17 protein-coding genes are annotated in these 17,105 nt (G+C 58.6%); 3 read left to right on the top strand and 14 right to left on the bottom strand.

Annotation, left to right across the window (positions count from 1 at the left end; translation table 11 throughout):
• Positions 1-272: 272 nt before the first annotated feature.
• Genes AC2FMY_RS18190 through AC2FMY_RS18175 form a run of 4 tightly spaced genes read right to left on the bottom strand, consistent with a single transcriptional unit; the run spans position 273 to position 4,601 of the window.
• Entirely contained in the window at positions 273-1,244 is a 972-nt protein-coding gene (locus tag AC2FMY_RS18190) for a 2-hydroxyacid dehydrogenase (protein WP_496747909.1), read from the bottom strand.
• A complete protein-coding gene (gene sucD / locus AC2FMY_RS18185; protein ID WP_496807850.1) occupies positions 1,244-2,134 on the bottom strand; it encodes a succinate--CoA ligase subunit alpha in 891 nt (296 codons plus the stop codon). Before sucD ends, AC2FMY_RS18190 begins: the two co-directional genes overlap by 1 nt.
• Positions 2,134-3,330, bottom strand: a complete 1,197-nt coding sequence (locus tag AC2FMY_RS18180; RefSeq protein ID WP_496747879.1) for a malate--CoA ligase subunit beta — start codon at positions 3,328-3,330, stop codon at positions 2,134-2,136. Before AC2FMY_RS18180 ends, sucD begins: the two co-directional genes overlap by 1 nt.
• 29 nt (positions 3,331-3,359) lie before the next feature.
• Complete coding sequence (locus AC2FMY_RS18175; protein WP_496807849.1) at positions 3,360-4,601, bottom strand: pyridoxal-phosphate-dependent aminotransferase family protein; 1,242 nt, start codon at positions 4,599-4,601, stop codon at positions 3,360-3,362.
• A 218-nt stretch (positions 4,602-4,819) separates the two neighbouring features.
• Here AC2FMY_RS18175 and AC2FMY_RS18170 point away from each other — a divergent pair, with 218 nt between their 5' ends.
• The gene (locus AC2FMY_RS18170; RefSeq protein ID WP_496747882.1) at positions 4,820-5,455 is read left to right on the top strand and encodes a response regulator transcription factor; all 636 of its coding nucleotides are present in this window, start codon (positions 4,820-4,822) and stop codon (positions 5,453-5,455) included.
• A gap of 118 nt (positions 5,456-5,573) precedes the next feature.
• On the opposite strand, the gene AC2FMY_RS18165 is transcribed toward AC2FMY_RS18170, so the two are convergent.
• The 4 genes from AC2FMY_RS18165 to AC2FMY_RS18150 form a co-directional block, all read right to left on the bottom strand.
• Positions 5,574-6,062, bottom strand: a complete 489-nt coding sequence (locus tag AC2FMY_RS18165) for a universal stress protein (RefSeq protein WP_480751835.1) — start codon at positions 6,060-6,062, stop codon at positions 5,574-5,576.
• Between the two features lie 24 nt (positions 6,063-6,086).
• The gene (locus AC2FMY_RS18160; protein WP_496747886.1) at positions 6,087-7,427 is read right to left on the bottom strand and encodes a TRAP transporter large permease; all 1,341 of its coding nucleotides are present in this window, start codon (positions 7,425-7,427) and stop codon (positions 6,087-6,089) included.
• Positions 7,427-7,990, bottom strand: a complete 564-nt coding sequence (locus AC2FMY_RS18155) for a TRAP transporter small permease (RefSeq protein WP_480751839.1) — start codon at positions 7,988-7,990, stop codon at positions 7,427-7,429. The genes AC2FMY_RS18160 and AC2FMY_RS18155 overlap by 1 nt, the downstream gene beginning before the upstream one ends.
• A 66-nt stretch (positions 7,991-8,056) precedes the next feature.
• Positions 8,057-9,073 carry a TRAP transporter substrate-binding protein gene (locus AC2FMY_RS18150; RefSeq protein WP_480751841.1) on the bottom strand — a complete coding sequence of 339 codons (1,017 nt, stop codon included), beginning with the start codon at positions 9,071-9,073 and terminating at the stop codon, positions 8,057-8,059.
• Positions 9,074-9,257: 184 nt separating this feature from the next.
• On the opposite strand from AC2FMY_RS18150, the gene AC2FMY_RS18145 reads away from it, so the two are divergent.
• A complete protein-coding gene (locus AC2FMY_RS18145) occupies positions 9,258-10,169 on the top strand; it encodes a LysR family transcriptional regulator (protein WP_480751843.1) in 912 nt (303 codons plus the stop codon).
• A 234-nt stretch (positions 10,170-10,403) separates the two neighbouring features.
• Here the strand turns inward: AC2FMY_RS18145 and AC2FMY_RS18140 are convergent, their stop codons facing one another.
• Positions 10,404-11,369: an MBL fold metallo-hydrolase gene (locus AC2FMY_RS18140; RefSeq protein ID WP_480751845.1), complete on the bottom strand. Its 966-nt coding sequence runs from the start codon at positions 11,367-11,369 to the stop codon at positions 10,404-10,406.
• Positions 11,370-11,551: 182 nt separating this feature from the next.
• On the opposite strand from AC2FMY_RS18140, the gene AC2FMY_RS18135 reads away from it, so the two are divergent.
• Complete coding sequence (locus tag AC2FMY_RS18135; RefSeq protein WP_496747896.1) at positions 11,552-11,893, top strand: winged helix-turn-helix transcriptional regulator; 342 nt, start codon at positions 11,552-11,554, stop codon at positions 11,891-11,893.
• An 84-nt stretch (positions 11,894-11,977) separates the two neighbouring features.
• On the opposite strand, the gene AC2FMY_RS18130 is transcribed toward AC2FMY_RS18135, so the two are convergent.
• The 5 genes from AC2FMY_RS18130 to AC2FMY_RS18110 are packed head-to-tail and all read right to left on the bottom strand — an operon-like array spanning position 11,978 to position 17,076.
• The gene (locus AC2FMY_RS18130; protein ID WP_496747897.1) at positions 11,978-13,267 is read right to left on the bottom strand and encodes an amidase; all 1,290 of its coding nucleotides are present in this window, start codon (positions 13,265-13,267) and stop codon (positions 11,978-11,980) included.
• Positions 13,264-14,454, bottom strand: coding sequence for a YlbE family protein (locus AC2FMY_RS18125; protein WP_496747900.1), 1,191 nt, complete (start codon positions 14,452-14,454; stop codon positions 13,264-13,266). The genes AC2FMY_RS18130 and AC2FMY_RS18125 overlap by 4 nt, the downstream gene beginning before the upstream one ends.
• Positions 14,454-15,080, bottom strand: a complete 627-nt coding sequence (locus AC2FMY_RS18120; RefSeq protein ID WP_496747901.1) for a hypothetical protein — start codon at positions 15,078-15,080, stop codon at positions 14,454-14,456. Before AC2FMY_RS18120 ends, AC2FMY_RS18125 begins: the two co-directional genes overlap by 1 nt.
• The gene (locus AC2FMY_RS18115) at positions 15,071-15,712 is read right to left on the bottom strand and encodes a hypothetical protein (protein WP_496747903.1); all 642 of its coding nucleotides are present in this window, start codon (positions 15,710-15,712) and stop codon (positions 15,071-15,073) included. The genes AC2FMY_RS18120 and AC2FMY_RS18115 overlap by 10 nt, the downstream gene beginning before the upstream one ends.
• Positions 15,709-17,076 carry a Rieske 2Fe-2S domain-containing protein gene (locus AC2FMY_RS18110; RefSeq protein WP_496747904.1) on the bottom strand — a complete coding sequence of 456 codons (1,368 nt, stop codon included), beginning with the start codon at positions 17,074-17,076 and terminating at the stop codon, positions 15,709-15,711. Before AC2FMY_RS18110 ends, AC2FMY_RS18115 begins: the two co-directional genes overlap by 4 nt.
• Between the last annotated feature and the right edge of the window lie 29 nt (positions 17,077-17,105).

Here is a 17,105-nt window from a genome sequence, read left to right as displayed (position 1 = left end):
GACGCGATCAGCTCGATCTCGTCGCGCTGACGGCCAAGCTCCGACGCGATCGAGCCGTAAAGCTCAGGATCACGATCCGCGAGAGATTGGGTGAAAAAATCGTCGGTACGATAGGGGGCATTCATGTCGAAACCTTTCGAATTGTGTTGGTCGTTCCGGTCCGGAACAGCAAAACTGGGGGGCAGGGGCAGAGCAGGTCTGGACCTCGTCACAATCACTTTGCGAAAGCCGTTTGGACCCGTACCTGCCTGTTGCCCAAGATGTTGTCTGTGTCAGATCACCCGGTCACGCGGCGGGCGTCCCTCGAAGAAATCGCTCAGATTGTCCAGAACGCGAAATCCCATGGCTTCGCGCGCTTCTCGGGTGGCGCTTCCCAGATGGGGCAGCATGACCAGATTGTCGCAATGCAACAGGTCCGGGCTGACGTGGGGTTCTCCGTCGAAGACGTCGAGCGCTGCGCCGCCGATAGTGTCAAACATGAGGGCCTGGATCAGGGCATGTTCATCGATGACCTCGCCGCGGGCGGTATTGATCAGGTAGGCGTCAGGCTTCATCAAGTCGAGACGGCGACCGTCGATCAGATGCCGGTTGGCGGCACCTCCGGGGCAGTGCAGCGAGACAAAATCGCATTGCGGCAGCAAGTCGTCGATGGTGTCGACCTGCGTTGCATTGCATTGGTTCAGAATCTCCGACGAGACACGCGACCGGTTCTGTACAAGAATTTTCATGCCAAACCCGTGATGGGCGCGACGGGCCATTTCCTGGCCGATTCGACCGAAACCGATGATGCCCAATGTCTTGCCGCTGACTTTGGTGCCGACAAGATGTGTGGGCCGCCATCCTGTCCATTGGCCCGCGCGCAACTCTCGTTCTCCTTCGCCTGCTCGGCGGGCAACCATGAGCAACAACGTCATCGCGAGATCGGCAGTACATTCTGAAAGCACGTCGGGTGTATTGGTGACGGTCATTCCCAGGTCGCGTGCCGCAGGCTCGCAAATGTGGCTGTACCCAACACCGTAGTTGGCCAGGATCCTGGTTTGCGCCGACGGTACGTCCAGTGCTTCGGCATTCAGTGTATCGGTCACAGTCGGTAGAACCGCATCATACCGTTTGAGCGCTTCGCGAATTTCCGCCGGGGTCAAAGGTTTGTCCCCGGTATTCAGAACTGCGTCATAGCTCTCCATCAGTTGCGCCTCGACGGCGGCGGGCCAACGACGGGTGACAAGGACAGAGGGTTTGACCATCACGCTGCCTTTCCCATGACACGGGCGATGGTTTCGCCAATCACAGCGGGGTTTTCAGCCACGGTCACGCCTGCGGCCGAAAGGATTTCCACCTTTTCCGACGCACTTTCGCCAAAGGCCGAGATGATCGCACCAGCATGGCCCATCGTTCGCCCTTTGGGAGCGGTCAGGCCAGCGACATAGGCCACCACGGGCTTTGTGACGTGATTGCGGATATATTCTGCGGCTTCCGCCTCCTGAGGTCCGCCGATTTCTCCGATCATGGCGATCACGTCGGTGTCCTCGTCCTGCTCGAAGCGTTCCAGGATGTCGCGGAAAGACGAGCCGTTGATCGGGTCGCCGCCAATTCCGACGCTGGTCGAAACACCGATGCCGCGTTCCTTCAACTGCGCCGCCGCCTCATAACCCAGCGTGCCCGAACGTCCGATGATGCCGACAGGGCCAGGCAGATAGATATGGCCCGGCATGATCCCCAGCAGCGCTTTGCCCGGGCTGATCGTACCTGCGCAATTGGGGCCGGTCAGAACCATGCGCCGCTCTTTCGGATAACGGTACATGTAACGCTTGACGCGGATCATGTCCTGCGCCGGAATGCCGTCGGTGATGCACACGCAATAGCGGATACCGGCGTCAGCGGCTTCCATGATCGAATCCGCGGCAAACGGCGGTGGTACAAACACCAGGCTGGCATTGGCGCCGGTTGCTTCGACGGCTTGTTTGACCGTGTCAAAGACCGGAACGCCTTCGACGGTTTCGCCGCCCTTGCCGGGAACAACCCCGCCGACAACGTTGGTGCCATATTCCAGCATGTCCTTGGTGTGGAACCTTGCCATGCGACCGGTTATGCCCTGAACGATTACGCGGCTTTCGCGATCGAGAAGAATGCTCATTACACGGCCCTCATCTGGGTGTTATGGGTCAGATCGTGCTTCCACGCGCTCACGGCGCGTTCAGCGGCTTCCATCAGAGTTGTTGCACGGATGATTGGCAGGCCCGATTTCGCAAGAATCTTTTGACCTTCCTCGACATTCGTTCCGGCAAGGCGAACTATGACGGGCAGATCGATCTGCAATTCGCGCAGCGCCTGCACGACACCTTCGGCAACCCAGTCACAGCGGTTGATGCCCGCAAAGATATTGACCAGCACCGCCTGAACGTTCTTGTCTGACAGGACAAGACGGAACGCCTTGGCCACCCGTTCGGGCGAAGCGCCGCCGCCAATGTCGAGGAAGTTTGCAGGCTCACCACCAGCCAGCTTGATCGTGTCCATCGTGGCCATCGCAAGGCCGGCGCCATTCACGATGCACCCAATATTGCCCTCGAGCCCGACATAGGACAGGCCGCGGTCCGCCGCACGGCTTTCGCGCGGGTCTTCCTGACTTTTATCGCGCAGTTCAGAGATTTGCGGATGACGGAACAGGGCGTTGTCGTCAAAGCTCATCTTGGCGTCAAGCGCCAGAACCCGATCGTCGCCGGTGATTACCAGGGGATTGATTTCCACCATGGTCGCGTCCAGTTCACTGAATGCGGCATAACACCCTTGCAATGTGCGGACCATTTGCTGAATCAGGCGGGGTTCCAGACCAAGGTTGAAGGCAATCTCCCGGGCCTGGAATTCCTGCAAACCTACTGCCGGTTCCACTGTGGAGCGCACGATACTTTCGGGTTTTTCCGCCGAAATCTCCTCGATCTCCATGCCACCTTCAGAGGATGCAACAATCATGATCCGCTGGCTGGAGCGATCAAGCACGAAACCAAGATAAATCTCGCGATCGATCGGCACCGCGCTTTCCACATAGACGCGATAGATGCCCTTGCCCTCGGGGCCGGTCTGATGGGTTACCAGCTTTCGACCGAACAGGTCATCGCATGCTTCGTAGATCTCGCCTTCGCTATTGCAAAGCTTGACGCCGCCCGCCTTGCCGCGACCGCCGGCGTGGACCTGTGCCTTGACGATCCATTTGTCGCCGCCCAATTCGCGGGCGCGATAAGCGGCCTGCTCCGGGCTGTAGGCCAACGCTCCCGAAGGAACTTCGACCCCGAAATTCGAAAGAATTTCTTTCGCCTGATACTCATGAATGTCCATTTGGAGTTCTCTCTTTTCTGCAGCGCAATTCAGGCGGCGATCGAAGTGCCGTAACGGCTCTCGAGCAAAGCCTCGACGACGTCGTTGTCCACCTGACCTCCGAGCTCCCGCAGGGCTTCGGCAAACAGACGCACGATCCGGCTGACGGCTTGGCGGTTCAATTGGTTGAGAATACCGATCCGCACCTGTACTGGCGCGCTCAGTGTCGGCCATATGCCAAAGCCGCGCGCGCGGCAGTTCTGGACCAGTTCCATTTCACGGCCGGCCAGTTCCGGCGGCAGGTTGAGTACGACGAGGCTGGGCATGTCCGATGTGACTTCGCATCCCATCGCAGTTACGGCATCGCGCAGAACGTTTTCGTGGGTCCGGTACGCATTTGACCGCTTTGCCAGCCCTTCCTGCAGAGTGAGGCGCAGTGATTCATGAAAGGCAGCGACGGCATAGCCTGAATGGGTCCGGTGATAGGTGCCCTTTTCGACATCCCGACCATCGACAATTCCCCAATGGCGCGCCTCGAAAATCGGGTTGTGCACATAGGTGTAAGCGCCGGTGCTTTTCAGCGAGTCGATGTAGGCAGCGGTAAAGCTGACGGGCGCATAGGTCAGCGGCAGGCAACACAAACCTTTTTGTGGGCACGAGGCCCACCCGGCGACACCGGGAAAATCGTCGATCCGGAAATTCTCGACCCCAAGCGACGAGACGGCATCGATCAGCCCCATGACGCCATGGCGTTCGCACGCATCCGAGAACCCGCGCAGATCGTTGATACGGCCTGAACCGGTTTCCCAATGCGCCATGAAGGCCCACTTCGGCTTGTGCTCGGCCAAAACGGCCTCGATTGTTTCGGCGGTGACCGGCTGGCCGTGCGGTACATCAATGACGATTACGCTGGCAGCCTTCGGATCGAGTGGATCGGCGGCGTGTTCCTGCGGTGTTGCTGCCTTGATCCGGAGTGTCAGCGAGTCGATGCCCGAAAAGGTTCCGTTCGAGAAAGCGACAACCTTGTCACCCGGCATGACGGCCGAGAACATGGTGTCCAGCCCGCTCCAGCCGGTGCCAGCCACAGCAAAGGTATACGCGTTTCTGGTGCCCCAGATCTCGCGCAGCATGTGCTTGCATTCGACCATTCCACGCAGAACGTCTGCTTGCATGTGATCGGCCACTCCGGCGCCGGAGAATGCCTGCAACACGCGGGCATCCGTGTTACCCGGCCCGGGGCCAGCCGCCAACGTCTCGGGGATTTCGAGCTGGGGGAAAATCTGAAACGTCATTGACGGTCTCCACTTCATCAGGGGCAATTGCTGGCCCCGTGTCTTTCGCTGACGTGTAGAAAAGCGATACTTGCTTTGGTCCGCAACGTAACTTACTACTGCTACGGGGCTTCCAAATAGATGGGAAAAAACCTACCCAAACTGGTAAGGATACCGATGCATACAAAGAAACCTACTGCCAAAACGGGTAGGTTTTGAAAATTTTAGGTGGAATTACAATGACTGGAACTCAGCGTTCTCCAATTGCCGTCATGCTCGCTGACAACAATCCGCTGGTGTTATCGGCGATGTCCGAGATCTTCGAACGCGATCCCCGATTCTCTTTGGTCGCAACATCGGCAACTGCCGAGGGCTTCCTGGGCGCGGTGATGCGGGTGCCGGTAAAGGTCTGCATCGTCGCTTGGGATTTGCCGGTTCTGGGCGCCGCGAAACTCATAGAAGTGCTGCGAGAGCAGGAAAACGCGCCGCGTTTTGTCATCTACGGGGATGAAGTTGGTGATGTGCCGCGTCTGGCGATGCAGGCGGGTGCCGCGGGTTTTGCGGCGCGCTCTGGCGAAGTCGAAGGGTTATTGGAAACCTGCGTCGATGTTGCGGCGGGCAAGATGGTTTTTCCCTTCATCGATGTCCGCAAGATGCAACGAAACCCGTTAGACAGCCTGTCACGAAAGGAAAGGGCCATTCTTGAGGCCCTTGCCAAAGGCATGTCCAATCGCGACCTGTCCAAGGACCTGCAGATTTCCACGAATACGGTGAAATTTCACCTGTCGAACATTTATGAAAAACTGTCGGTTAAGAACCGGGCGCAGGCTATCGCCTACTACTATTCTTCAAAATTCGCAGACATCAAACAGTAGGGGATTCAAAGCCACTGCATCCATCAAGTGCCAACACCAGAAAGGCCGCCATGGCGCTAAGGATCGCTGAAAAAAAGGCGACCGTTTGGCCGCCTAAGTTCAGTCCAGGAGGGTAATTCTAGTGCACATGAGGTACGACAAGTGTCGGGATTCTGGATCGTCGAAGCACCCGTTTGACGACGGTACCGATAAATGTGTGACCCGTTCCATGTTCATGCGTTCCCATGACGATCAGCCCGCAATCAAGGTCCTTGGCTCTTTGCAGGATCGCTTCCGCCGGGTGACCATCGACCAGTTCAACTGACGCAACCTTTTCGTAGGCCTGCTTTTCTTCCTTGCTCAGCGAACTGACAAAGGCCTTCTGGTTGGCCTTCAGCATGTCCTTTATGGACGCGTGCCGTTCCCTGATCGCATGCTTTCGCGATGCATCATCCTGGATGAACATCCGCAGCGTCATGATTGCGTCCTGAGTCAACGGTTCGGTCACATGCAGAACGTGAACTCTTGCATCATGCGTCTGCGCCAAAGCAATGGCGTGGCGCAAAGCATTGTCTGCGTTTGCCGACAGGTCGGTCGCGAACAGGATGTCTTTTATCTGAGGTAACATTGTTCAGTTCCTTTCATCTGCCGCTCAGTATCCGAACGCCCGAGGCAACCAAAGCGAGATTTCAGGGAAAAACGCGATGATGAAGATTGCCACAGTGTTGATGAAGGCAAACGGCAGCGCAGCCACTGATATCCGCTCGATGGAAATGTTGGATATCCCCGACGCGATGAACAGGTTTTCTCCCAATGGTGGCGTCTGAAAGCCGATACCCAGGGTACAGACCATGACAACTCCGAAGTGGATCGGATCGATGCCAACGCTGTAGGCAACCGGCAGCATGACCGGTACAAGGATCAGGATCGTGGCCAGCGTTTCCATGAACATTCCGACGAACAGCAGGAACAGGATCACGAGGGTCCAGATCACATAGATATTGTCGGTGACCGACAGCATCCCCTGCGCGATGATGGCCGGAATTTGATTTTCGACCAGCAACCGCCCAAAGACCGTCGCCGTGAACATGATCAACAACACACGGCCTGTCAGCCAGGTTGTCGTTTCAAGTGACGTGAAAAGCTTGTGCCACGACAATTCCCGATAGATGAACGTACCCACCACCAGAGTGTAAAAGATCGCGACGATTGCGGCTTCTGTCGGGGTGAAGAAACCCGAATAGATACCGCCAAGGATCACGACAGGTGCCATCAGCGCCCAGAAACCGCGGTACATTTCACACCAGATGTGGCGCGCGGACCAGCCTTCGGTGGTTCCCTTGTAACCGTTCTTCTTGGCCAGGATGTAGTTCATGATTAACAGGCTGCCGGCGATCAGAAAGGCGGGGAAGAATCCTGCGATGAACAGTTTCGGGATGGAAACCGTCTGGAATGTACCATGCTCGGCCACGGCCTCCGGAGGCGCGGGCATGCCAAGGGCGGCAATGCCGAAGATGATCAGCGGAATCGATGGTGGAATGACGATACCAAGACCCCCGGATGACGCGGTGATCGCAGACGCGTAATCCCGGTCATACTTGCGGTCGATCATGGCCGGGATCATCAGCATACCGACCGCAGCGGTCGTTGCCGGGCCAGAACCCGAGATTGCGCCGAAGAACAGGCAGGCAAACACCGTTGCGGCAGACATGCCACCGGTGAACGGACCGGCAAAGCTTTCGGCCACGGAAATCAACCGCCGGGACAGGCCTGATGCCTCCATCAAGGCTCCGGCCAGAATAAAGGCGGGCAAGGCCATCAACGGGAAAGACCCGACAGAGGTGAACGCGATCTGCACGAATTTGATCGGATTCTCATCGAGGATGAGAAACGTGATCATCGTCGAAACGCCAAGCGCCACCGTGATCGGCGCGCCAATGAACAAAAGCAGCAGGAAGCCGCCAAACAGGATATAAACGATTTCCACGCCCATCACTTGTCCTCCTCGCTTGCAGCGTGCGCTGCGTCGCCGCCGAATTCGGCGCGTACTTCTTCCAGATCGATTGCGTCGGGATCGCGAAGGTCCTCATCCAGGACGATCTTTTTGTAGTTCACCTGGATGATGCGGATTGTCATCAGGGTGAACGCGATCGGCAGAACGATATATACCCAGCTCAGGTGGAACCCGAGGGTCTGTGAGGACTGGAACTTGTTCATCCGGTTGAAGATGAAATCCAGCGCCAGATAGACGAAATAGACATTGAAGCAGATCCAGAACAGATCGGCGAATGCCTCGATGAACTTGATTGCGCGAGGCGGAAGGAACTTGAACTGAAAGGTCACCCGGTTGTGGGCGCCCATCTTGGCCGCATAGCTGGCTCCGAAGAACACGAACCACACGAACATATAAACCGAAAGCTCTTCCACCCAGGAGAATGAGAAGTTGAACAACGTTCTCACCACGACCTGAAGGAACAGCAGACACACGAACACTGCCAGCAGGAACCGGCAAAGATAACTTTCGATATTGTCTAAAACACCCCAGAAGTTTTTCATGGGCCCCTCGCTGTCAGTGCGGCATGCGCCGGTTCAGCGCATGCCGTTTGTTATTGTTGAGCGATATTATTCCGAGACGGGGTCGCGACCGATCGCGGCCAGCACCGCGTTCAGCTTTTCGACGCCGCCGATGCTTTCATAGAACTTCGGCCAAACGGCAGCGGTCGCTAGGTCGATGAATTCCTGCTCGTTGTTTTCCGGATCATCGATCTGCATTCCCTTGTCGAGCAGGATCTGCTTGATCTCGGCTTCCTTGTCGCGCAGGAACTGGGCCGATGCCGCGGTTGCCGCTTTGCCAGCCTCAAGGATGATTTCCTGATCTTCGGCCGACAGATCCTGAAAGACCTGCTCGGAAATGATCAGCGGTTCAATCGAGAAGATGTAGCGGATGTTCGTGACGTACTTTTGCACCTCGTAGAACTTCATCGCGTTGATGGTGGTGTAGGGGTTGTCCTGACCATCCACAACCTTGGTCTGGAGACCTGCAAAAGTTTCCGACCATGCCATCGGCGTCGGGCTGATGCCCCAGGCTTTGTAGGTGTCGATCATGATCTCGTTCTTGGGGACGCGAATGACCAGGCCTTCGAGGTCGGCAACCGACTTGACCGGCTTTTTCGAATTGGTCAGCCGGCGGAAGCCGGTATAGGTCCAGGCAATGATGCGCACGCCTGCGTCATTGATGGTGTTTTCGGTCAGCTCCTGACCGATTGGGCCCTGGGTCAGCGTTTCGGCGTCTTCCAGGCTGAGAATGACGTAAGGCAGCGTGAACACGCCCACAGAGGGCGAAAACGGTGTCACGTTGTTGATCGCCAACAGCGACATGTCCAGCGTGCCGATCGCAGCCTCGTTCACGGTGTCCTGTTCCGAGCCCAGCTGGCCGTTCAGAAACAGTGTTGCGGTATGATTGCCGCCGGACAATTCCTCAAGTTTCGCCTTGAATGCCAGACCCGTGGCTTCCTGGCTTGATCCGCCGCTGTCGCCCACCGCGATTTTGAAGTTTTTGGCCTGAGCGGGGGCCGTAAGAGCAAAAGCCGCAACTGATGCAGCAATCGCAAACGATGACAGGTTTTTGATGAGTGTCATAAAGTCTCCTCCGGAGTTGGACTTTTTGTCTTGCTGGATCAGGCGACAGACACAGCAATGCCGCGCGCCGAAATCCAATGGAAAACATATAATTTGCAATTACCGTTCAGGTAATACAAAGTAATCGAAGCAAAGTTTGATAAACAGGAAACCTTTTATCTCGCGAAAATCGATCATATCGCGCGTGGCGAACGTAGACATCCGGCTGTTGGAGGTTTTTCGCACGGTCGTTGCATGCGGTGGGTTCACCGCGGCCGAGTTCGAGCTGAACATCGGCCGCTCGACCATCAGCAAGCATATTTCCGATCTGGAAACGCGTCTGAACCTCAAGCTTTGCCACAGGGGGCCGGCAGGTTTTTCCCTGACATCCGACGGGCAGCATGTTCTGGACGCTGCCGAAGACCTGTTCGCTGCGATCGACAAGTTTCAAGAACAGATCGACGAAGCGCACACTGCTCTGACCGGAAAGCTCAAGATCGCGATCTTCGATCACTCCTCGACGAACCCGGGCGCAAACGTCTTTGGGGCCATTCGCTTGTTCAGAAGCAGGGCGCCGGGTGTGACGCTCGATATATCCATGGAACCCCCTAACATCATCGAAGAGGGTGTTATCAACGGGCGCTTCAATCTGGGAATCGTTCCTTTGCACCGGCAATCGCCGATGCTCAACTATGCGAACCTCTATCAGGAAGACATGCGTCTTTATTGTGGAAAGGGGCACGAGCTGTTTGACGATCCGCGCGAAGAGTTCGAACTGAAATCGTTAAGAGCATTTTCGTTTGCCGGGTTGAGCTTCAACTCACCGAACATGTCGGTGCACCAGAAACTCAAGTTGAGAAAATCCGCATTCGTCCAAAATGAAGAAGCGCTTGCCCTTCTTGTTCTGTCAGGACGCTATCTCGGGTTTCTGCCAACCCACACGGCCTATCCATTCATCGAGGCCGGGCTGGCGCGCGAGATCCCGTGCAAGGGAACCCGTTTCGTCTCGCAGATGTCCGCGATCGTCCGGCGCAGCGCATCCAAGGGTCGTCGTCTCAATGCGTTCCTCGAAAGCCTCCTTAGCGCGCATGCAGATGATATGTTTGCCAAGCAATGATGGCTTTCACCCGGAATTGATCCGCTCTGGTTTTCTTGTCAGCCGTCGGGTTCTGGATATGCCAATGTCTTTGGAAATGGCTTCCAGGCGATAGTCGTGCATTGTGAAATCCTGGGGTTCATCCGGCTCTGCCTGTCGCAGAAATGCCCTATGGCAACCAGCAAGTGAATGCTGGCTGCCTCTTTCTACACGCCCATGGCAACCCAACGACTGGCCTTGGCGTGTTGGATCAGATCAAACCTCGAACCGGTACTCGTCAGGCTGCCATGCGTATGCCGAACCCGAGCGAAGAACACGGCCAAAGCTTGGGAAAGGCAAGTGGGCCGAAGCGACCAAAACGCCCTCGCCGGCTGCCATGTCCAGAAGTGAGGCGCGGGTCGCCTTGCCCGTTGCCCCATCGACATCAAAGGCAAGACCCGCTTCGGGATGCTGAAACTGAACCGAGGCCACACCACAGGCATCGCCCCAGATCAACAGGTCTTCTCCAGCCGAGGACAACCGGTATCCGGTATGACCCGGCGTGTGCCCGACCAAAGGCACCGCGGTAATGCCAGGTATGACTTCGGGGGAACCGGTGAACAGTTTGATCCGGCCATCATAAGCTGCCTTCACGCCCTTTGCCGCGTCGAACCAGGGCTTGGCAAAGTCCGGTGCGGCTGATTGTTCGCTGCTTGACGTCCAATAGTCGAACTCTGTTCCGCAGATATGGATTTCGGCATTCGGAAACACCGCAGCGCCGTTGGACAGCATTGAACCTATGTGGTCAGGATGCATGTGCGTGATAAGGATCGTATCTATTTGATCCGGAGTGTATCCAGCCGCCGCCAGCGTTGTCAGAAACTGCCCGGCCGTTGGGCCGAAATAGTCTGCAGACCCGGTGTCCACCAATGTCAGGCGATCTCCCTGATTGATGAGGTATGAGGTGACACCAATTCGGATCGCTCCCGATGCCGGCAAACCCGCAGCGGCGGCCAGGTCTTCGACTGTTGCCTGTTCGATGTTGGTCCAAAACCCGTGGGCAACGTCGATGTAGCCATCCAGCAATGCGGTGACCTGGGCGTCCCCCACTTTTCTGCGGTAAAATCCCGGTGCTTGACCGGATGCCTTTGGCGCCTTGGCCGCGACCATGCCCGGCATGGTCGCGGCAGTCGCGGCGACCGCCGCAGTTCCCAGAACCATTCTTCGCGTGACGTTTACCATATCGGTTTTCCTTTCTATTCAACTGCCCTGCGCGCCAGCAGCGGGTCCGTCAGCAACCTGGCCGGTCCACAGGGTTTCCGATTTCGAGTGAATCTTGTTGTTGCATCACATGTGAGAGACGATATTATGATAAGAACCAATGATAAAGTACGCACCTTCTGGTTCCTGTCGAAAGGTCACAAATGCTTGATATCAGACCCGACCCATATATCGCGCTGTGCCCGTCCCGGAAAATCATCGCGGTGATTGGCGATAAGTGGTCGCTGCTTGTCATTCCGTTGCTTATCGACGGGCCAAAACGGAATTCGGAACTCATGCGAGAGATCGAGGGCCTGTCTCAGAAGATGCTGACGCAGACACTCAAACGGCTGGAGAAATACAATCTGGTCGCGCGCCACGATTACGGAGAAGTGCCACCTCGCGTGGACTATCGTTTGACACCGCTTGGGCATTCGCTGGCCAGTGTGGTCAGAACGCTTGATAACTGGGTCATCGCAAACTTCGATGACCTGACCACCCTGTGATGACAAGATCAGGTGTGGATCTCGCTCACCCGTGCCACGGTTGAACGCGCGAAACAGCAGCCCTTCGGTCCGGATCGAGAAGCTTCAACAAGACTGTTGCAGCACGCCATGCACCCATTGTGCAATGTCAAGCAAACGGTCGTCATGTCCGCGCGAGGCGATCAGTTGTATGCCCAACGGCAAGCCTTGCGGATCGGTCCCGAACGGCAGCGCAACCGAGGGCACCTGCAACAACGCCCACATGCGCGAGAACAGCGGATCGCCGGTCGCCGCCAGACCCTTGGGCGCGGGACCGGGCGCCGAAGGAACCAACATCGCGTCCACATCCATAAACAACTGATCAAAAATCGCATTTGCCCGATCCCGCAGGTCCAGCGCTGCGTGGTACTGCGCTTCGTCGACCCGGTGTCCCGCCTCGATCAGGGCGTGGAATTGCGGGCTTATTCCCGGCTCGCCGATCTCGTATTCCCGCGCCCGCTGCCGGGCGGTCTCATAGCCCATGACAACGATATGCGCCCAGACCAGACCTTCAAAAACAGCGGGATGAGCAATCTCACCCGTTTCCGCACCGGTCCCGGCGATGGCGGCCAACGCCCTTGTGCAGACGTCGCGCATTTCGATCGATCCGTCCTGCCAATGTGGTCCACGCATCAGGCTGATCCTTGGCAAACCTTCATCGAAAGCCGGAACCGGAGGCAGCTCGGCACCTCGAAGAACGCTGTCGGCCAGCACCAGATCGCGAGGATCGCGTGAAAGAACTCCAAGCGTATCCAGGCTGTGCGACAGACCCATCACACCGCGCAGATCGAACCGCCCCGCCGTCGGCTTGAATCCGCAGACACCGCAATAGGTCGCGGGCCGGATCAGCGAGGCCGCCGTTTGCGAACCGAAGGCCACCGGCGCCATGAAATCGGCAACCGCCGCGGCCGAACCCGACGAAGACCCGCCGGGCGTATGCGCCGGGTTGGCGGGATTTGCTGTCTTGCCGGGGCGAAAATAGGCGAACTCGGTGGTCACCGTCTTGCCGAGCGGGATCGCCCCGGCCTCCAGAAACGCGTCAACACAGGCGGCGTTCTGCTCGGGGCGGCGGTCGGCGTACAGATCGCTGCCCCATCCGGTCGGCATGTCCCTTGTGTCAATGATGTCCTTGATGGCAAAGGGCACGCCATGAAGCGGCCCGCCGACGGGGAGAGTGTCGGCGGCGAGTGCCCGCTCCATGGCGCGCTCCGCATCGAGGCTTTGGAATGCCCCGATCACGGGTTCCCGCGAACCGATCCGGTCCAGGTGCGCCGCCATAACCTCTGACGGTTTGACCTCGCCATCGCGGATCATGGCGGCAAGCTCATAGGCGCGGTACCGGTTCAGTTCGCTCATGCGTCCAGCGCTTTCAGGGCGGCGGCAAAGGGGTCGACCGGCATGTCATAAATGCCACCTCCCAGACGCCCCGCTTCGCCCAGCCGATCAAGGATGCCAAGCCCGATCACCGGCCCCGCCCCCTGTGCGACCGCACCGCGCGCGGTGGTGCCCAGCCGCAGATCAAGCGCGCTGAAATAGGGATGTGCGCCAACCGACAGCCCGGATGTGCGGGCCGCCGCGTTTGCAGGCAGGAAGGCTTGCAAGCCTTTCTTCTGCCCGGGGCTCAATTCAATGGCCATCGCGCCCAGGCCAAAGGCCTCGACCACGGCGCTGTCGCCGATCGCTCCCAGGGCGCGATCCTCGGGCAAATCGACATCGAACCGGCCCTTGGGTGGGGTGGCCGGAACCGTAAACCATTGCCCCGGCAACCCCGATATCTGAATACCCACGTCGCGCCCGTTGCCGCCCGCGGCCGTGACAAAGCTCGATCCCTCGATTCCTTCGGCCAGTTTCATCATGATCTTGGTCGCCGCCATCCACAGGTTCAGGAACAGCGATGGCGAACCGGCCATGAACTCCAGGGAATCTTCGTCTGCAATGCCGTTCGGTGTGCGGTCCTTCAGCTCGGCCACCAGCGCAGCGGTGGCAACCGGGGTTCGCCCGTGGCAGTCGTCTCCACCCATCAGCCCGATCACGGCCAGCGGCACCAGCGCGATGCCTTCGGCCAGTCCGTTTTCCAGAACCTCCAGAAACCGTGTGTTGAGCCAGCGGATATGCGCCAGCACCGCCTCGGACCGCAGTCCCAACCGCATGGCCGGGCGCGACCCGGCGTTGATCGGCGTGAACACTCGTTGCTGTCCGCGCCAGGCGTCATAGATGGTGTGCAGCGGCATATGCGCCGAAACCACCGCCGCCAGCGGGGTGACGACATCATGGTCCTGCGCCGGTTCCAGCACAATCTCGCCCGCCAGGATCATCGCCTCCGCCTGATCGAAATCCCGCGCCAACCCTTCCCAAACGGAGGCGACGCAGGCCGAGTTCAGAATCGGCGCGGCGATCTGATCGGGGCTGGCAAAGGCCGGGCCGGCATGCAGCAGCACGTTGTCCGGCAATTTGACCGCATCGGCAGCGGTGTTGAACCGGTTCCAGACCGGCTGGGTCACCATCGCCTTGTCGAATGCAAGCTGATCGGCAGGATGCAGCATCACGCCCCCTCCGGAGGAATGATCCATGTTTCCGAGAAATACAGGAACGCGGTGGTCGTTTCGTACCCGGCCTGAACCCGTGTGCCCAGCTTGCCGGGCAGCGCGCGGCCATTGACGATGATCTGCGCCGAATGGGCGGGCACCAGCAGCGAGAACATATTCTGCTCGCCCGAGGCCACCTCATGCGGCGACAGTTCAAGCGCGCGCGGCGGTTCAAACCCTTCCCAGACAAGCTCCACCACCAGGTTTTCTCCGGCAATTGTCTCGGTATAGCGGTGGCCCATCGGATCGCCCGAACTGCGCACCACCTGCGCGCCGATCTCGGGCAGGGTGGCAAAGGCGGGCGCGTTTGCAAAGGCCGCCAGCTTGCTGATGAAGTTTTTCTTCAGGAACGCGGTCAGCTCTGGATTGTCGCTGAGGATGACATTGGGCGCATCGGCCGCCCCCTCGACCTGATCCGGCGTGCCATAAAGCAACAGCACCTGTCCCTGACCGACCGGTGACCACGCCACCCGGAAAAACAGCGCCATGGCGCTGAAATTGCCGTCGTCGTCTTTCAGCAGGATGCCCGGATTTTCACCGGTCCAGTCAACCACGCCCGGAGTAATCGGTTCGTTCAGCGGCATCGGATGTCCTCCTTTGGCGTGACCCAGGTTTCGGAAAAGGCGAGGAACGCGGTCGACATGGTGCGGCCAAAGAACTGACGGCTGGCCACCTGACCGGGCAGGGGAGTGCCGTTGATCCGGACCTCGGCTGCCCGCGCCTCCAAAAACACCGAATACATCTCATGCGCCTTGGTGGCCGAGTTCTCCTTGGTGACTTCGACCGGCAGCGGCGGCCCCATGTCGCGCCAGATCATCTCCAGCGTGACGCCAGACCCGCGCAGGGTTTCGGAATACCTGCCTTTCAGATCGCCGGGGCGCTTTTCGACGCTGTCACAATCCAGCCAGCTCATGGCATCCAGCCCGGCCTTGCCGACAAAGGTCGGCATTCTTGTCACCCAGCCATCGACGATCCAGCGCATCATGCGCTGATTGTCGGTCATGATCAGGTTCGGTGCATGGGGCCAGCCGCGCGCCTCGTCCGGGGCGCCCAGAACGATGGCCGCATGGCCCCGCCCATAGGGCGACAGAACCACCCGAAAGAACAGCGCCAGCGTATCATAGTGATCCTGATCCGGGTTCTGCTTGAGATAGATACCGGGGTTTTCCCCCGACCAGTCGACCCGGCCGGGATTGTGCGGGATACGTGTGCTCATGCCCAGCCCGCCTCATAGTCCCTCAGCGCGTTTTCGATGAAATCCCGGCGCGCTTTGCCTTGCAGATGGTCGCCGGATTTCAGGATCTCGGCCACCTTGAAACTAACCTCCTTTTGCAGCGCGCCGTCGTCGCGGCCCTCCTGCAGCGGAATTTTCAGCACCGTATCGCCGGCATAGGTCGGGATCACCGCGTCGAAATTGTCGGTGGGTTGCGGCGGCCTCTCGCCCTTTTGCAGCGCCCGGATGGCGTTGCGCACCATGCGCCGCGCCTTGGCCACGCCGCGGTCGGTAAAGCTGAGGTTCTCGCGCGCATGCACGTTGATCGGCCCCTGGCTGACCCAGGCGTCATAATCGCCCGGATCGCGCTGGCGCATCTCATAGGGCCGGTCCGGCCCCTGACCATAGAAATCGGTCTTGCCGTAACCCACCTCGTCACGGTTGGTCATGCCGCGCGGATCGTCGTTGAACCGGTCCTCGCGGAAATGCCGCCAGGCGATGACCATGGTGTTGGTGTCGTCAATCGGCGTGATCCAGCGGGTCAGCCCGCCACGCCCGAAATAGCGCGACCGGTCGGGGATCGGAAAATGCCCGCCATTCTGGGTAAAGCTGGGCAGCATGTGATCATGCACCCGCACCCAGATGAAATCGCCGTCGCGCCGCACATTGGTATAGAAATCGCCGGTCTGGCTGTCGTGGAACTCGATCATCGGCATATGGGCGAACGCCTCGTGAAACTGCACGCGGGCGGCCTTGGTATGCAGGTAAACGACGTGGAACGGATCCCAGGCGTTTTCCATCACCTGCAGCCAGTTGCAGGGCGACTTGATCAGATAGGGCACCAGCTCGTCCCCCTCGTCGTCAAAGGTGTCCATGACGGGGAAAGGCGGGCGCTCGGCGCTTGGCCCCATATAAAGAAACGCCAGCCCCTTGTATTCGATCACCGGATAGGCCCCCAGACAGGCCTTTTTCCTGACCTGAGAGGCGGGCGGTTCACAGGGCGTTTCCAGAACCGTGCCATCCAGCCCGTATTTCCACCCATGATAGGAACAGCGGATGCCGCCCTCTTCGACAATCCCGAATTCCAGGCTCATGTTGCGGTGACAGCAATGCAGATGGGTACAGCCCAGCCGACCCTCTTTCTTCTCCCGAAACAGCACCAGATCCTCGCCCAGAATGCGGATGCGATAAGGCAAATCGCCGATCTGGTCGGTCATCGCCACCGGCATCCAGAACCGGCGCAGGTATTCACCGCATGGCGTGCCGGGGCCGACCTCGGTCAGCTCCGGGTCATGCGCCTGACCCCAGACCGATTGCTGATCGTGACCGCGAAAATTGCCCTCGGGCGCCTGAAAAAGATCGATCATGGGGTCCTCCGTTACTTCGTTCGGTCCGT

The organism is Ruegeria sp. YKSE079 (assembly GCF_059612845.1).
The sequence above is the reverse complement of the archived record's forward strand: the minus strand, read 5'-3'. Positions and strand labels throughout refer to the sequence as shown.

Excerpts from the sequence above, each read along its gene's own strand:
- AC2FMY_RS18190 (WP_496747909.1), bottom strand. The coding sequence starts at position 1,244 with ATGGTCAAACCCTCTGTCCTTGTCACCCGTCGTTGGCCCGCCGCCGTC.
- sucD (WP_496807850.1), bottom strand. The coding sequence starts at position 2,134 with ATGAGCATTCTTCTCGATCGCGAAAGCCGCGTAATCGTTCAGGGCATA.
- AC2FMY_RS18180 (WP_496747879.1), bottom strand. The coding sequence starts at position 3,330 with ATGGACATTCATGAGTATCAGGCGAAAGAAATTCTTTCGAATTTCGGG.
- AC2FMY_RS18175 (WP_496807849.1), bottom strand. The coding sequence starts at position 4,601 with ATGACGTTTCAGATTTTCCCCCAGCTCGAAATCCCCGAGACGTTGGCG.
- AC2FMY_RS18170 (WP_496747882.1), top strand. The coding sequence starts at position 4,820 with ATGACTGGAACTCAGCGTTCTCCAATTGCCGTCATGCTCGCTGACAAC.
- AC2FMY_RS18165 (WP_480751835.1), bottom strand. The coding sequence starts at position 6,062 with ATGTTACCTCAGATAAAAGACATCCTGTTCGCGACCGACCTGTCGGCA.
- AC2FMY_RS18160 (WP_496747886.1), bottom strand. The coding sequence starts at position 7,427 with ATGGGCGTGGAAATCGTTTATATCCTGTTTGGCGGCTTCCTGCTGCTT.
- AC2FMY_RS18155 (WP_480751839.1), bottom strand. The coding sequence starts at position 7,990 with ATGAAAAACTTCTGGGGTGTTTTAGACAATATCGAAAGTTATCTTTGC.
- AC2FMY_RS18150 (WP_480751841.1), bottom strand. The coding sequence starts at position 9,073 with ATGACACTCATCAAAAACCTGTCATCGTTTGCGATTGCTGCATCAGTT.
- AC2FMY_RS18140 (WP_480751845.1), bottom strand. The coding sequence starts at position 11,369 with ATGGTAAACGTCACGCGAAGAATGGTTCTGGGAACTGCGGCGGTCGCC.
- AC2FMY_RS18135 (WP_496747896.1), top strand. The coding sequence starts at position 11,552 with ATGCTTGATATCAGACCCGACCCATATATCGCGCTGTGCCCGTCCCGG.
- AC2FMY_RS18130 (WP_496747897.1), bottom strand. The coding sequence starts at position 13,267 with ATGAGCGAACTGAACCGGTACCGCGCCTATGAGCTTGCCGCCATGATC.
- AC2FMY_RS18125 (WP_496747900.1), bottom strand. The coding sequence starts at position 14,454 with ATGCTGCATCCTGCCGATCAGCTTGCATTCGACAAGGCGATGGTGACC.
- AC2FMY_RS18120 (WP_496747901.1), bottom strand. The coding sequence starts at position 15,080 with ATGCCGCTGAACGAACCGATTACTCCGGGCGTGGTTGACTGGACCGGT.
- AC2FMY_RS18115 (WP_496747903.1), bottom strand. The coding sequence starts at position 15,712 with ATGAGCACACGTATCCCGCACAATCCCGGCCGGGTCGACTGGTCGGGG.
- AC2FMY_RS18110 (WP_496747904.1), bottom strand. The coding sequence starts at position 17,076 with ATGATCGATCTTTTTCAGGCGCCCGAGGGCAATTTTCGCGGTCACGAT.